A 14300-nucleotide genomic window follows, 5' to 3' on the forward strand; every position below is an offset into this window, starting at 1 on the left:
GCAGCGCTTCGTCCAGCGGAAGTGGCCCGTGGCGCCGGATCCGCGCGTCGAGGGAGTCCTGGGCGTGGTAAGGCATGACGATATACGGCCGACCGTTGTCGGTGACGCCGACGTGGAGGACATTGACGACGTTGGGGTGTCCGGTCAGCCTGCCCGCCGCGCGCTGCTCACGCACGAACCGTTCCCGGTTCTGCTCGTCGAGGTCTGTGGTGAGGACCTTGACCGCGACGGTGCGGTCGAGCGCCGCCTGGGTGCAGCGGTAAACGACGCCGAAACCGCCGCGGCCGATCTCTTGTGCGTCCTCGAATCCGGCGGCTGCCAGATCCGCCGTGACGGAACCCGACGCGTCGCGTTGCGTCGCGAACGGATCGATGTCGGTCATCGACTGGATCGATTCTGCCGATCCGAGCCACTGTCGAAGAAATGCACCACTGCCGGCCTCTCGAGGAGATACCCAAGGATATCGCCGACCGCCCCATCAGATGGCCGGCTTACGACCCAATCTGGGGCGGAGTTTTTCTCGGGATTCCCGGTCAGGGGGCGACGAAGCCTCCGACACCGGGGAGCACCGACTGCATCGCTCGGATGACGGATGATCTTCGCAGGTCAGACTGTCGCGGGCAGCGTCGACACTCGGGCGAAACTTTTCCTCCCCGAACCGAGTAGCCCCGCACATCGGCGGGTACCCGGCATCCACGCTGCCCCGGGCTCGACGGCCCCGAGTGGCAGCCAGGCCCCCTGACCGGTCCCCCTCGGCTGGGAGGCCGTCCGTCGCTCGTGGCCGGGGACGCCCCCCTCTTCCTCGGCCGCGGGCGGCTCCCCGTGCATTGCGCGCGGTGCGGTCAGGACGGGGCCACGATGTGCTTGCGAATGGGGCGAGCGCCTTCCGTAGCACGTGTAACGACTTCGTCGACAACGGAAGTGGAACATTCCGGCACTACCGGCGTATATGGTCCGAGCTGTCAGATTTTCGCCGGAGTCCAGTCGGGTGCCTCGACGAGGGCGACCTGCTTCAGGAGGGTCGCCGCCCGGCCGACGCCTTCGAGGGAATTGACGAGTGCGTCCTCGTGCTCGATGTTGAGAGTGCCGTCGTATCCGACCGCGCGAAGGTTGTAGACGAAATCCGCCCAGAACGTGGCGCCGTCCGGGTGGCCGAGACCGAGGGTGACGTAGTTCCAGGCCCGCCCCAGCGGATCGGTCAGGGGCCCGGTGTCGAGGAGTCCGTCGCGCTGCGCGGTCCAGGAGTTGATGCGAATGTCCTTCGCGTGGACGTGGAAGATCGACGTTCCGAGAGCGCGAATGACGGTGGGGATGTCGGCGCCCATCCACATCAGGTGGGACGGGTCCAGGTTTGCCCCCACCACGTCGTCGCCCACGCTGTCGATCAGCCGGAGCATCGCCGAAGCGCTGTGCACGAGCTGGCCTCCGCACGGTTCGACAGCGAGCTTGACGTCGTGGTCGCGGGCGAATGCCGCGAGTTCCTTCCAGTAAGGAATTGCGACCTCGTTCCACTGATAGGCGAGGACGTCGAGGTTTTCCGGCGGCCACGCCGTGGTGATCCAGTTCGGGTTGGTGTCACCTTTCGCGCCCGGCAGTCCGGACATGAGGACGACGGTCGGGACGTCGAGTGCGCTCGCGAGTTCGACGGTCTTCCGGATGACGGCGTCATGCGCCTTTCCCGTGACGGGATGCAGTTGGTTGCCGTTGGCATTCAGAGCGCTCAGTGTCAGACCCCGGGTGGAGATCTTCTCGGCGAACTCGGCGCGCGCGTCCGCGGACGAGACCAGTGTGTCGAGGTCGGCGTGCGGCGCTTCCGACCAGTTCCCCGTTGCGACCTCGACCGAGGTCAAGCCGTGTTTCTGCGCGAGGTCGAGGGCTGCCTCGAAGGGTAGATGGCTGACCGAGTCGGTGATCAGTCCTATTTGCATGCCAGTTCTCCCTCATATCGGCGCTCCCTACAACTAGTACGTTCTAGCCCTCTCCTTTGTCAAGACATTCTTACGTCTGTGCGCAGTTCGATCAGCTGTGACCGTGCAGTGGTGTTCCCGCGAGAGCGAGGTGCGCCTCGCCGAGCGCTTCGGCCTGGGTGGGGTGCGCGTGCACGAGTGTGGCGACTTCGTCGGGGTAGGCGCCCCAGTTGACGATCAGTTGCGCTTCGCCGATGAGTTCGCCCACGCGTTCTCCGACCATGTGGATACCGACGACCGGCCCCTCGGTGGCTCCGGTGCGCACGAGTTTGACGCCGCCGCCGGTTCCGAGGATCTGACTCTTTCCGTTGCCGGCGAGGTCGTAGACGACGGTGGCGACGTCTCCGTGCCGCTCGCGGGCCTGGTCTTCGGTGAGCCCGACCGACGCGACCTCGGGGTTGGCGTACGTCACCCGGGGGATGCTGCTGTCCTCGATCGGTGTGGGGCTCAGGCCGGCGATCGTTTCCGCGACGAAGATGCCCTGCTGGAATCCGCGATGCGCGAGCTGCGGTCCGGCGACGATGTCACCGATCGCATACACGTCCGGCTGCGAGGTGCGCAGGGAGTCGTCGACCGTGACGAAACCGCGGGAGTCGAGTGCGACGCCGTTCTCGGCGAGTGCGATGTCGGCGGTCCGGGGTCCGCGGCCGACCGCGACGAGCAGCAGGTCCGCCTCGATCGTGTCGCCCGACTCCACGGTGACACTGACAGTGCTCTCGTCCTGGACCGCTTTCGCGAATCGGGTGCCGGTCATGATCGTGATGCCGCGCTTGCGGAGGGCGCGGGTGAGTTGCTTCGAGGACCACTCGTCCTCGGCCGCGACGAGCCGGGGCAGCGCTTCGACGATCGTGACGGCCGCGCCGAACGATGCCCAGATACTGGCGAACTCGACGCCGATGACACCGCCGCCGAGCACGACGACCCGCTTCGGAAGCTCCGGAAACGTCAGGGCTTCGTCGCTCGTGAGGATTCGGCCGCCGATCTCGAGTCCGGGCAGGCTCCGGACCTGCGAGCCGGTCGCCAGGACCAGGGACGTACCGGTGATCGCGCGGTCGCCGACGCGGACGGTGCGGCCTCCGCCGTAGCGGCCGGTGCCGTGCACCACCTCGATCTTGTGGCTGCGAACCAGCCCCTGCAGACCCTTGTACAGGCGTTCGACTGTCGCGTTCTTGTACGCGTGGACACCGCCGAGGTCGATTCCGTCCAGCGTCGCACCGATCCCGAGGGCCGACGCGTGCGTGACGGTGTCCGCGACCTCCGCGGCGTGCACGAGCGCCTTGGTGGGGATGCACCCTCGGTGCAGGCAGGTGCCGCCGACCTTGTCCTCTTCGATCAGGGTGACGGTCTTGCCCAGTTGCGCGGCGCGGAAGGCGCAGGCGTACCCGCCGGATCCACCGCCGAGAATCAGGACGTCCGGTTGGTCAGACATGGGGAATCTCCCTCGGTCGGGCACGCCATGCGACGCGCAGGAAAGGTCGAAGTGAACAGGGTTTCAGCTCAGTGCGATCAACGTCATCGGGTCGGCCAGGATCTGACCGATGGCCGCAAGGAATTTCGATCCCTGCTCGCCGTCGACCAGTCGATGGTCGAACGACAGGCTCAGTGTGGTGACCGACCGCAACGCGATCTCTCCCTGGTATTCCCACGGCTGCCTGCGGATCGCCCCGAAGCACAGGATCGCCGCCTCGCCGGGGTTGAGGATGGGCGTGCCCGCGTCGACACCGAAGACACCGACATTGGTGATCGTGATCGTGCCGTCGGCCAGATCGGCGGGTCCGGTCTTGCCCTCCTTCGCCGTGGTCGTCAGATCCGACAGGGCGATCGCGAGGTCGCGCAGACCGAGGGTGTGCGCGTTCTTGATGTTCGGCACCATCAGCCCGCGCGGAGTGGCGGCCGCGATGCCGAGGTTCACGGAGCGTTTGAGAACAATCTCCTGAGCGTCCTCGTCCCAGGACGAATTCAGGGTCGGGTTGGTGCGCAGCGCCACGAGCAATGCCTTGGCCACCAACGTCAGTGGTGTCAGGCGCACGTCGGTGAAGTGCTTCGTGTCGCGCAGCTGAGCCAGGAGGTCGATCGTAGGGGTGACGTCCACCGTGACGAACTCGGTGACGTGCGGCGCGGTGAAGGCGCTGCGGACCATCGCTGCGGCAGTGTGCTTGCGGACGCCTTTGATCGGGATGCGTTCCTCGTCGGCATCCGGCGGGACCGTCGCCGCCGACGTCGCCACCGGGGTGGCGGTGCGGTGGCGCTCGAGGTCGTCCCTGGTGACTTCACCGTGCGCCCCGGTCGCGTCCACCTCGGTGAGGTCGACTCCGTGTTGCTTCGCGGCGAACCGCACCGGGGGAGACGCCAGCGGCCGCGACGGGCGCGGCGCCGCGGTGACGTCGACCCGGGTTCCCGCCCCCGGGCGCCGCTGCCGGCGCCGGCTGGACGAGTCCTCGGCCACGCCGTAGCCGACCAGGACCGGGGTCCGCTCGGCCGGGGCTGCGGGAGCGGTCGACTCGGGCGCGTCCGCCGGGTCCTCGCCGGCGAGGGCGACGTCGATGAACGGGCTTCCGACGTCGACGGTCGTCCCCTCCTCGGCGTGCAATCCGACTACCGTTCCGGCGTAGGGCGAGGGCAACTCCACGGAGGCCTTCGCTGTCTCGACCTCGGCGATGATCTGGTTGAGCGTCACGGTGTCACCGACCTCGACCAGCCAGGTCAGCAGTTCGGCGTCGGTGAGGCCCTCGCCGAGGTCGGGCAGCACGAATGTCTTGACAGTGGGCATGGAGAACTCCTGGTCCTACGCGGTGAAGGTGCGGTCGACTGCGTCGAGGATGCGGTCGACGTCCGGCAGGAAGTGCTCTTCGAGTTTCGCCGGCGGATACGGGACGGTGAAGCCGCCGACGCGGGCCACCGGTGCTTCGAGGTGATAGAAGCAGCGCTCGCTGATGCGGGCAGCGATTTCGGCACCGATCCCGAGGAACACGGGCGCCTCGTGGGTGACCACCAGGCGTCCGGTGCGCTGCACGGACGCGGCGACAGTGTCGACGTCGAGCGGGGAGATGGACCGCAGGTCGATCACTTCGATCGACCTGCCCTCGCCTGCCGCGACTTTCGCGGCTTGGAGTGCAGTCGTCACGAGCGGCCCGTAGGCGACGACGGTGGCGTCGGTGCCCGGTGCGACCACCCGGGCCTTGTGCAGCGGGCTCGTCTCGGCCGCCCGGTCGATCTGCCCCTTTTCCCAGTAGCGGCGCTTGGGTTCGAAGAACAGCACCGGATCGTCCGACGCGATGGCCTGCTGAATCATCGTGTGTGCGTCGGCGGCCGTGCTGCAGGTCACCACCCGAAGGCCCGCGGTCGCGGCGAAGTAGCCCTCCGGCGATTCGGAGTGATGCTCGATCGCGCCGATACCGCCGCCGTACGGGACGCGGATGGTGATCGGCATCTTCACGTTGCCGCTGGTGCGGTAGTGCAGTTTGGCGACCTGCGAGACGATCTGGTCGAAGCCGGGGTAGATGAACCCGTCGAACTGGATCTCGCACACCGGCCGGTATCCGCGCATCGCGAGACCGACTGCGGTGCCGATGATCCCGGATTCGGCGAGCGGGGTGTCGATGACGCGGTTGGGACCGAAGTCCTTCTGCAGTCCGTCGGTGATGCGGAAGACGCCGCCGAGTTTGCCGATGTCCTCTCCCATGAGCACGACCTTCGGGTCGTTCTCGAGCGCGCGGCGCAGGCCGGCGTTGAGCGCCTTGCCGAGTGGAAGCGTGGTCGGGGCGGTCGCGGAGATGGCTGTGCTCATGCGTCGGTTCCTTCGAAACTGTCGAGGTAAGCGGCGAACTGGCGCCGCTCTTCGTCGACGAGGGGATGGGGTTCGGCGTACACGTTGTCGAACAGGGACATCGGCTCGGGTTCGACGGTCTCGAGGCATCCGCGACGCAACGCCGCGGCGGTGTCGTCGGCGCGCTGCTGCACGGCGGCGAGGTAGTCGTCGTCGATCGCGCCCGCCGACTCGAGGAGGGCGCGGATGCGGTCGAGGGGGTCCTTGCGCTTCCATTCCTCGTCGAGCGCGGCCGGCCGGTACCGGGACGGGTCGTCGGACGTGGTGTGCGGACCCATCCGGTAGGTGACCGCCTCGATCAGGGTGGGTCCGCTGCCCTCCCGAGCCCGTTCGAGCGCGGCCCGGGTCACGGCGATCACGGCGAGGACGTCGTTGCCGTCGACGCGCACGCTGGGAACACCGAAGCCCCGGCCCCGCGCGGCGATACTCACCCGCGATTGCAAGCTGACCGGTTCGGAGATCGCCCACTGGTTGTTCTGGCAGAAGAACACCACCGGTGCGTTGAAGCTCGCGGCGAATCCGAAGGCCTCGGAGATATCACCCTGGCTGGTGGCCCCGTCACCGAAGTAGGTGATCGCGGCGCCGTCGGAGCCGTCGAACTGCATGCCCATCGCATACCCGGTGGCGTGCAGCGCCTGCGCGCCGACGATGATCGCGGGGGTCGTCATGTTGTATTCGAACGGGTTCCAGCCCGAGTGCGTCGACCCTCGCCAGAACCTGAGCATGTGGGTGGGATCGACGTCGCGGCAGTACGCCACGCCGTGTTCGCGGTAGCTGGCGAAGACGAAGTCGTCCGGACCGAGCGCGCGCGCCGACCCCACCTGCGCCGCTTCCTGCCCCAGCAGCGGAGCCCACAGGCCCAGTTCGCCCTGACGCTGCAGCGCAGTCGCCTCCGCGTCGATGCGCCGCACCACGACCAGGTCTTCGTAGAGCGCGCGCACCGACGTGATGTCGACATCGTCGACGTACCGGGAATAGTCCGGATGATCCACTCGCGCACCGGTTTCGGTGACCAGTTGCACCACATCGTCATTGTCGAACACGAAAACCTCCGAAAGTGATGTAACGGGAGAGCTCGCCGCCCGCGAGAAACCGTTTCGGTCAGAATGTTGCATTCACACAATCATCAGGATCCATCATGCGCAAGTGTTGTCGCTCAAGATAAGCAGAATGCTCAAATGTCAAGCATCGAACTCTGGCATACTGCGCTACATGACGAAACTCGATCGGACCGACGCCCGGCTGCTACTCGCCCTGTGCGACGCCCCTCGTGCCACTGGGGTGCAATTGGCCTCCTTGCTGGGCATGGCACGTAATACGGTGCAAGCAAGGATGTCTCGCTGGGAGGAGCAACGAGTGCTCGCACCCGTCGACCGCTGCGTGTCACCCCGCGATCTGGGGTACCCCTTGCAGGCGTTCGTCACCGCGGTGGTCGACCAGCATCGCCTCGAGAACGTCATCGAGCACCTGCGGGACATCGCCGAGGTCGTGGAGGTCGTCGGCATATCCGGGGCGGCGGACCTGCATATCGGCGTGGTCGCCGTCGATGCCGACGATCTGTACCGCGTCGCCGGTCTCATCCTCGCCGTGCCCGGGATCGAGCGCACCACGGTGTCCGTGGCGATGCGCGACGCCATCCCCTACCGAACCCGCCCGCTACTGGAGCGGATCGCCGAGGAGCAATGACCGAGGCGCTGCCGTCGACCGCCCGGCAGCGCCCGTTCTCGGATCAGTGAGATGCGGTGACGACTTCCGCGCCGACGTCTTCGGAACTGCGAGTGGGACTTACCCGCGATCTGAGCACGAGAACCAGCAGTACGGCAACCAGCATGACCGCCCCGACGACCCACAGGCCCGCGCGTGAGTTCCCGGTGGCGTCGAACAGCCAACCCGTGACGTACGGGGCCCCGAAACCGCTCATATTGCCCACCGAGTTGACGACGGCGATGCCTGCGGCGGCGCCCGCGCCGGTCAGGAATGTGCTGGGCAGGTACCAGAACACCGGCAGCGCGCAGAACACACCGACCGCGTTTACGGTTACCGCGATCATCGTCGTGAGCGGCGACTGCATGTACAGGGCGACCGGAATGGAGACGGCGCCGATCAGGGTGGGGATGGCGACGTGCCAGATCCGTTCACCGGTCCGGTCGGAGTGCCTGCTCCACAACACCATTGCGACAGCACCGACCGCGAACGGGACCGCGACGATCAACCCGGTGGTGAACAGCGAGAAGTCGGTGTCGAACGTCTTCTTGAAACCGGCGACGATGCTGGGCAGGAAGAAGCTGAGCGAGTACAAGCCGTAGGTGATCCCGAAGTAGACGAGCCCCAGCATCCAGACGCGGGAATCTGTCAGTGCCCGGCGTACCGATCCGCTGATATGAGAACCGGATTCGGACGCCTCGGACTCGAGTTCACGAGTGAGCCACACCTTTTCGTCCTCGTCCAGCCACTTGGCTTGCGAGGGCCGGTCCGTCAGGTAGAACCAGGTGACCACCGCGAGCACGACGGCGGGAATCCCCTCGAGCAGGAACATGACACGCCACCCGGACAGTCCGAACAGCCCGTCCCAGTATTGAATGATGGCGCTCGACAACGGGGCTCCGAGCGCCGACGACACCGGGAGCGCGAGGAGGAACAGGCCCATCAGCCGGACCCGATAGGCGCGCGGAAACCACAGGGTCAGGTAGAGCAGAACGCCCGGGAAGAATCCTGCCTCGGCGATACCCAGCAGCATGCGCAGCGTGTACAGCGAGCCGACGTTGGGTACGAAGGCCATGGCCGCCGCGATGATTCCCCACGTGAGCATGATCCGGGCGATCCACCGGCGTGCCCCGAACTTGTGCAGCGCGAGATTGCTCGGCACCTCGAACAGGAGGTATCCGATGAAGAAGAGGCCGGAGGCCAGACCGAACATGGTCTCGGTGAGTCCGAGTTCCTCGCTCATGGTCAGTTTCGCCAACCCGATATTGGTGCGGTCGAGATAGTTGACGAAGTAGGCCAGGCCGAGGAACGGAATGAGCCGCCGAGCGACCTTCCGGACCACCCTCGCCTCGATCTCGGGTTTCTGCAGTACAGACGGCATGAATGTCTCGACTTCCTGAGGATTGGTCGCCCGACGGGGCGACGTGATGTGGACCACTGTATGAGCCGGATCGCTTCGAAACTATGGAGAAATCACCCATGTGGCGAGTGGATGAATGGAGAGAATCGGCCTCGGCCGCGGCCGCCGTGAGCAGGCCGGATCGCCGCGTGTCACGGCTCGAGTGCAGGCCGTGCGCGTCGGGGGTTCGCGCGAAAAGCGGGTTACGAGAAGATCTTCCCGGGGTTCATGATGCCGTGTGGGTCGAGGGCGTTCTTCACCGATCGATGCATGCACAGCACGACCGGATCGAGTTCCTGGGCAAGGCCGTCCATCTTCAGTAGACCGACGCCATGTTCGCCTGTGACGGTGCCGCCGAGTTCCAATGCCGCGTCGATGATGTCCGCAAAGGCGGCCTGCGCGCGGGCGCGGGCCGCCTCGTCGTCGCGGGGTGTGATGAGCAGCGGGTGCAGGTTTCCGTCGCCGGCGTGTGCGATGTTGGCGATGGTGGTCTCGTGGGCGATGCCGATCTGTTCGATGCGCGCAAGCATCTCGGGGACAGCCCGTTTCGGGACGCACACGTCTTCGGTGAGGACGGGTCCGAGTCGCTCCATCGCGGGGTAGGCCAGACGACGCGCAGCGAACAACGCGTCCGCCTCCTCCTGGTCGGTGGAGACGGCAGACCACGTGGCTCCGGCTTCGTCGAAGCACGACAGCATCTTTTCCGCTTCCTGGTTGCCGACGACTCCCGCGGTGTCGATGCGGCCCAGGAGCACGACGTTCGCCTCCACCGACAGTCCCATCTTCTTCCACGCGTCGACGGCGATGAGGCACTGCTTGTCCACCAGTTCGAGCGCCGACGGGGTGAGCCCGGCCGCGGCCACCGCGCTGACGGCGCGTCCCGCGTCGACTATGGAGTCGAAGTAGCCGGCCACCGTGCGCTGCGGGTCCTGGAGTGGTCGTAACTTGACGGTGATTTCGGTGATGACGCCGAGCGTTCCCTCGGAGCCGACCATGAGGCCCGCCAGATCGTAACCGGCCACACCCTTGGCGGTCTTGCGTCCGAGGCGCACGAGGTCACCGGTGCCGGTGACGATCTGCATGCCGAGCACGTAGTCGCGGGTGACGCCGTACTTGACGCAGCACAGGCCGCCGGCGTTGGTGGCAACGTTCCCTCCGATCGTCGACCACGGCGAACTGGCCGGATCCGGCGGATACCAGAGTCCGTGTTCGGCGCACGCGGCGCGGAGATGATCGTTCACCACACCGGGCTCGACGACGGCGTACCGCTCGAGCGGATCGATTTCCTTGATCGCGTTCATGCCCTCGAGCGCGAGGACGACGCAGCCGTCGGTCGCGTTCGCTCCGCCGGACAGGCCGGTCCCGGCGCCCCGCGTGACGACGGCGGTGTCGTGGTCGAGGCAGGCGCGCACGACAGCCTGGACTTCGAGGGCCGTTCGGGGCCTGACGACAGCGATCGGGGCGGCGTACGGCGCCCACTCTGCCTCATCGTGCTGGTACTTCGCGACGACGTCGGGGTCGCGCACGACGCGATCCGCGGGAAGGGATGCCAACAGTGCATCGATCAACATGGCGAAAACCAGTCCTTTGCGGGCGAGAAGGTGATGCCTCGAACATAGCTGTGATCTGGATCTCGGCCAATGTAGATTTCATCTATCAAATCCAGGGATCCATGGATGGAGGCACCAGTGAGTACTGCCGATCGCGGCTGGATGGAACTGCTGCTCGACGAGGCACCCATCGACGAACTCGATGCCCTCCGTCGCACGTTGATCGAGGAATCCGACGCGTCCGACAGGGCCGCGGTCGAACGCGAAGCCAACGCCGCGCTCCGGCTCCGGGCGCAGCTCGACCAACGCCAACAGCGCAGTAGGGAGTTGGCGGCGCTCAACGACATCGCCGTCCGGCTGACGACGGTCCGCTACGGCCGGGCGTTGCTGCAGGAAGTGGTCGATCAGGCCCGGCAACTACTCGGTGTGGATCTCGCCTACATGGGATCGGTCTACGACGAGGAATTCGTCATCGAGGTGACCAGCGGGGCCTTGACCCCGAATCTCGTCGGCATCCGGTTGTCCCTGGACGAAGGGCTCGTGGGCCTGATCGTCCGCAGGTCCGCGCCGGAGTGGACGCCCGACTACCAGAGCGAACCGGCGTTCCGGCACATCACCGGAGCCGACAGCGCAGCGCGGTCGGAGAACATGCGCGGATTGCTCGGGGTGCCCCTGCGCGTCGCCGATCGCGTCATCGGTGCACTGTTCGCGTGCAAGCGTCAGGAGCGGGCCTTCACCGAATCCGAGATCGCGCTGCTGTCGGCGCTGGCGGCCCATGCGGCGATTGCGATCGAGAACGTTCGCTCGTTGGACCGTGAGCGAGACACCGTTGCACGGCTCGAATCGGTGAACGCCGAATTGTCTCAGCGCACAATCGAGCTCGAACAGATACTGCAATGGGATCGAACCCTGACTCAGGTGGTGCTGCTCGGGGCGGGAGTGCAACGTCTGGTGCAGGAGGTCGCTCAGCTCTCCCGGCAACCGGCCTATTTCGTGCAGGACGAATCCGCGTTGCCCGTGGACCTGATTCCGCACGCCGACGAAGTGTCGGCGGCGGTCCGCGAGCTGCGAACCGGGAAGAAGGACCACACCGAACGCGGCGAGGTGATCGCACAGCGCGTCGCGGCGGCCGGCGAAATGCTCGGCGCGCTGCTGTCCGTGGGAGCCGGGCAGCCGACCACTCGTCTCCTGCTCGAACGCGCGGCGCCCGCGATCGCGCTGTCGCTCGCCGAGGAACGTGCCGCGGGGGAGGCGACACGTCGCGCACGGGATGCTTTTCTCGTCGACCTGCTGACCCATCCCGCCGCCACCGCACAGGACGAGCGCCGCCAACTGCGGTTGGCCGGGCTGAACCCCGACACGACGTACTGCGTCGCCGTGGCGATCGCCACGGGCCAGGACACGTCGGTCCGTACCGCTCTCGGGACATTGCCCTTCCCATCGGGAACCGTTGCAGCGGAACATGGTTCCCGAGCGCTGGCGGTCGTGCCCGCCAAGGATTCCGCCTCCGTCCAGGCGGTGTTCACCGCCGGACGGCTCGACGCGACGATCGGTATCGCGGAACCCGCGCGTGGTGCGAAAGCACTCGCGCACGCCTACGTCGAAGCCCAGCAGACCGTCGACGTGCTCGACACACTGGGACGCGCGGGGGAGGTCTCGTCCGCGCGCGGGCTGGGCATCTACCGGATCCTGCTGAGCCACCTGGCGCGCGAGCACCTCGACGAACTGACCGAGGCGCAATTGGGGCCGCTGATGGCGGAGCAGGCCAAACGGGGAGTGCCACTACTGGAGACGCTGTCGGAGTATCTGGCTCACGGCCGCCACCATTCGGCGACCGCGTCGAGTCTCGGCGTGCACGTCAACACCCTCTATCAGCGTCTCGACGCGCTCGATCGCCTCCTCGGCCCGGACTGGCGAGACCCCGACAAGGCTCTCGATCTGCAGGTGCTGATGCGGTTGCGCAGAACCGCGGAACTACTCGGCACCCGAGCAAGGTGAACGGGTCAGGCGCTGATGCCGCCCGTGAGGATGGCGGCGAGTTCGGCGTAGGCGTGCGCGTCGTCGAGTCCGGTGCTGTCGCGGACCCCGCGCTGCTGGATGCGGACCATCATGGTGGCGGCGAGGTCGGCGGCGAACGCGGCGTGCACGTCGCGGAAGTCCCCGCCGGCGACGCCTTCGGTGATCAGCTCCTGGACTCGACCGGCCGCGAACTGCGTGTTCCGTTCGTACACCTCCCGCGCCGGCGGGAAGGCGTCGAGGTCGGCCATGAACTGGTCGGATGCGGCCGAGAGGGCGGTGCCCACGGCCGACAGGTAGGCGGTGATCCGCGCGCGGGCCCCGGCGATCGGCTCGATGTGCGACTCGACGTCCTCGGTCGCGCGGCGGAAGAAGTGCACCGTGGCGGCCCGGACCAGCTGCTCTTTGCTGCCGGCGAGGGTGTACAGCGTCGACTTCGAACAGCGCAGCCGGTTCGCGATCTCGTCGAGCGTCAGGTGGGCGAACCCCTCGACCAGGATGAGGTCGACGAGGGCGTCGAAGAGCTGGGTGCGCCGTCGGGTGGCGAAACCGGGTCGGGTGGGCTGCTCCATGACAGAAATAGTACTGGGCGATGCCTTGCAGTACTATTTCGCAATCAGTACCCTGGGGCGTAATCCAGTACTGTTTTCCGTAGCCTTCTCGAGGAGAAACCGTGGCCGTCGATCGCTTGCTGCCTACTGACGAAGCCCGTGACCTGATCCAGCTCACGCGTGACGTCGCCGACAAGGTCCTGACGCCGATCGTCGACGAGCACGAGAAGGCGGAGACCTACCCCGAAGGGGTGTTCGCCACCCTCGGCGAGGCCGGACTGCTGAGCCTGCCGTACCCGGAGGAGTGGGGCGGCGGCGCACAGCCCTACGAGGTGTACCTGCAGGTGCTCGAGGAGATCGCCGCCCGCTGGGCCGCGGTCGCGGTGGCGGTCAGCGTCCACAGCCTCGCCTGCCACCCGCTGATGGCGTTCGGCACCGACGAGCAGAAGCAGCGGTGGCTTCCGGAGATGCTCGGCGGCAACACCATCGGCGCCTACAGCCTGTCCGAGCCGCAGGCCGGATCCGACGCCGCCGCACTGACCTGCAAGGCCTCCGCGACCGATGGCGGGTACGTCGTCAACGGCGCGAAGGCGTGGATCACCCACGGCGGCATCGCCGATTTCTACAACCTCTTCGCCCGCACAGGTGAGGGATCGAAGGGAATCTCCTGCTTCCTGGTCCCGAAGGACACCGAGGGCCTGACGTTCGGCAAGCCCGAGGAGAAGATGGGCCTGCACGCCGTGCCGACGACGTCCGCGCACTACGACGACGCCTTCGTGCCCGTGGAACGACGCATCGGCGCGGAGGGTCAGGGTCTGCAGATCGCATTCAGCGCACTTGATTCCGGACGCCTGGGCATCGCCGCGGTCGCTGTCGGACTCGCGCAGGCCGCCCTCGACGAGGCCGTCGCCTACGCCCAGGAACGGTCCGCGTTCGGGAAGAAGATCATCGACCATCAGGGGCTCGGCTTCCTGCTCGCCGACATGGCCGCCGCCGTCGACTCCGCGCGCGCCACCTACATCGACGCGGCCCGCCGCCGCGACGCCGGCCTGCCGTACTCCCGCAACGCGTCCGTCGCCAAGCTCGTCGCCACCGACGCCGCGATGAAGGTCACCACCGACGCCGTCCAGGTTCTCGGCGGCTACGGCTACACCCGCGACTTCCGCGTCGAGCGGTACATGCGGGAAGCGAAGATCACGCAGATCTTCGAGGGCACCAACCAGATTCAGCGCCTGGTCATCAGCCGCACCCTCGCCGCGAACTGACGCACCCCCCCCGAGAAAGGCT

12 protein-coding genes are annotated in these 14300 nt (G+C 66.9%); 3 read left to right on the top strand and 9 right to left on the bottom strand.

Annotated features, from left to right (window positions below; translation table 11 throughout):
• The 6 genes from ACFWAY_RS39290 to pdhA form a co-directional block, all read right to left on the bottom strand.
• On the bottom strand, window positions 1-382 hold a 382-nt coding region (locus ACFWAY_RS39290), incomplete at its 3' end, for a protein kinase (protein ID WP_378514355.1).
• 580 nt (window positions 383-962) lie between these two features.
• The gene (locus ACFWAY_RS39295) at window positions 963-1928 is read right to left on the bottom strand and encodes a sugar phosphate isomerase/epimerase family protein (protein WP_378514356.1); all 966 of its coding nucleotides are present in this window, start codon (window positions 1926-1928) and stop codon (window positions 963-965) included.
• 91 nt (window positions 1929-2019) lie between these two features.
• Window positions 2020-3396 (bottom strand): dihydrolipoyl dehydrogenase, encoded by a 1377-nt coding sequence (lpdA, locus tag ACFWAY_RS39300; RefSeq protein WP_378514357.1) that lies wholly within the window; start codon window positions 3394-3396, stop codon window positions 2020-2022.
• 63 nt (window positions 3397-3459) lie between these two features.
• Window positions 3460-4737 carry a dihydrolipoamide acetyltransferase family protein gene (locus ACFWAY_RS39305; protein ID WP_378514358.1) on the bottom strand — a complete coding sequence of 426 codons (1278 nt, stop codon included), beginning with the start codon at window positions 4735-4737 and terminating at the stop codon, window positions 3460-3462.
• A 15-nt stretch (window positions 4738-4752) separates the two neighbouring features.
• A complete protein-coding gene (locus ACFWAY_RS39310; protein ID WP_378456053.1) occupies window positions 4753-5754 on the bottom strand; it encodes an alpha-ketoacid dehydrogenase subunit beta in 1002 nt (333 codons plus the stop codon).
• Window positions 5751-6836: a pyruvate dehydrogenase (acetyl-transferring) E1 component subunit alpha gene (pdhA, locus tag ACFWAY_RS39315; RefSeq protein WP_378514359.1), complete on the bottom strand. Its 1086-nt coding sequence runs from the start codon at window positions 6834-6836 to the stop codon at window positions 5751-5753. The genes ACFWAY_RS39310 and pdhA overlap by 4 nt, the downstream gene beginning before the upstream one ends.
• Before the next feature lie 169 nt (window positions 6837-7005).
• Here pdhA and ACFWAY_RS39320 point away from each other — a divergent pair, with 169 nt between their 5' ends.
• Window positions 7006-7479 carry an Lrp/AsnC family transcriptional regulator gene (locus tag ACFWAY_RS39320; RefSeq protein WP_037242955.1) on the top strand — a complete coding sequence of 158 codons (474 nt, stop codon included), beginning with the start codon at window positions 7006-7008 and terminating at the stop codon, window positions 7477-7479.
• Window positions 7480-7522: 43 nt separating this feature from the next.
• On the opposite strand, the gene ACFWAY_RS39325 is transcribed toward ACFWAY_RS39320, so the two are convergent.
• Both ACFWAY_RS39325 and ACFWAY_RS39330 read right to left on the bottom strand, forming a co-directional pair.
• Window positions 7523-8878 carry an MFS transporter gene (locus ACFWAY_RS39325; RefSeq protein ID WP_378514360.1) on the bottom strand — a complete coding sequence of 452 codons (1356 nt, stop codon included), beginning with the start codon at window positions 8876-8878 and terminating at the stop codon, window positions 7523-7525.
• A gap of 221 nt (window positions 8879-9099) precedes the next feature.
• On the bottom strand, window positions 9100-10467 hold the full coding sequence (locus tag ACFWAY_RS39330; RefSeq protein ID WP_378514361.1) for an FAD-binding oxidoreductase: 1368 nt from the start codon (window positions 10465-10467) through the stop codon (window positions 9100-9102).
• A 105-nt stretch (window positions 10468-10572) separates the two neighbouring features.
• Here ACFWAY_RS39330 and ACFWAY_RS39335 point away from each other — a divergent pair, with 105 nt between their 5' ends.
• The gene (locus ACFWAY_RS39335; RefSeq protein ID WP_378514362.1) at window positions 10573-12444 is read left to right on the top strand and encodes a helix-turn-helix domain-containing protein; all 1872 of its coding nucleotides are present in this window, start codon (window positions 10573-10575) and stop codon (window positions 12442-12444) included.
• A 5-nt stretch (window positions 12445-12449) separates the two neighbouring features.
• Here ACFWAY_RS39335 and ACFWAY_RS39340 read toward each other — a convergent pair whose 3' ends face one another.
• The gene (locus ACFWAY_RS39340; protein ID WP_378514363.1) at window positions 12450-13034 is read right to left on the bottom strand and encodes a TetR/AcrR family transcriptional regulator; all 585 of its coding nucleotides are present in this window, start codon (window positions 13032-13034) and stop codon (window positions 12450-12452) included.
• Window positions 13035-13135: 101 nt separating this feature from the next.
• Here ACFWAY_RS39340 and ACFWAY_RS39345 point away from each other — a divergent pair, with 101 nt between their 5' ends.
• A complete protein-coding gene (locus tag ACFWAY_RS39345; protein ID WP_378456048.1) occupies window positions 13136-14278 on the top strand; it encodes an acyl-CoA dehydrogenase family protein in 1143 nt (380 codons plus the stop codon).
• Window positions 14279-14300: the final 22 nt, after the last annotated feature.

Source organism: Rhodococcus sp. NPDC059968, assembly GCF_042738615.1.
Classification (GTDB): Bacteria; Actinomycetota; Actinomycetes; order Mycobacteriales; family Mycobacteriaceae; genus Rhodococcus_F.

Bases quoted from the DNA above. Each gene is read 5' to 3' on its own strand.
- ACFWAY_RS39330 (WP_378514361.1), bottom strand. From the start codon at position 10,467: ATGTTGATCGATGCACTGTTGGCATCCCTTCCCGCGGATCGCGTCGTG.
- ACFWAY_RS39325 (WP_378514360.1), bottom strand. From the start codon at position 8,878: ATGCCGTCTGTACTGCAGAAACCCGAGATCGAGGCGAGGGTGGTCCGG.
- ACFWAY_RS39310 (WP_378456053.1), bottom strand. From the start codon at position 5,754: ATGAGCACAGCCATCTCCGCGACCGCCCCGACCACGCTTCCACTCGGC.
- ACFWAY_RS39340 (WP_378514363.1), bottom strand. From the start codon at position 13,034: ATGGAGCAGCCCACCCGACCCGGTTTCGCCACCCGACGGCGCACCCAG.
- lpdA (WP_378514357.1), bottom strand. From the start codon at position 3,396: ATGTCTGACCAACCGGACGTCCTGATTCTCGGCGGTGGATCCGGCGGG.
- ACFWAY_RS39335 (WP_378514362.1), top strand. From the start codon at position 10,573: ATGGAGGCACCAGTGAGTACTGCCGATCGCGGCTGGATGGAACTGCTG.
- ACFWAY_RS39320 (WP_037242955.1), top strand. From the start codon at position 7,006: ATGACGAAACTCGATCGGACCGACGCCCGGCTGCTACTCGCCCTGTGC.
- ACFWAY_RS39305 (WP_378514358.1), bottom strand. From the start codon at position 4,737: ATGCCCACTGTCAAGACATTCGTGCTGCCCGACCTCGGCGAGGGCCTC.
- ACFWAY_RS39295 (WP_378514356.1), bottom strand. From the start codon at position 1,928: ATGCAAATAGGACTGATCACCGACTCGGTCAGCCATCTACCCTTCGAG.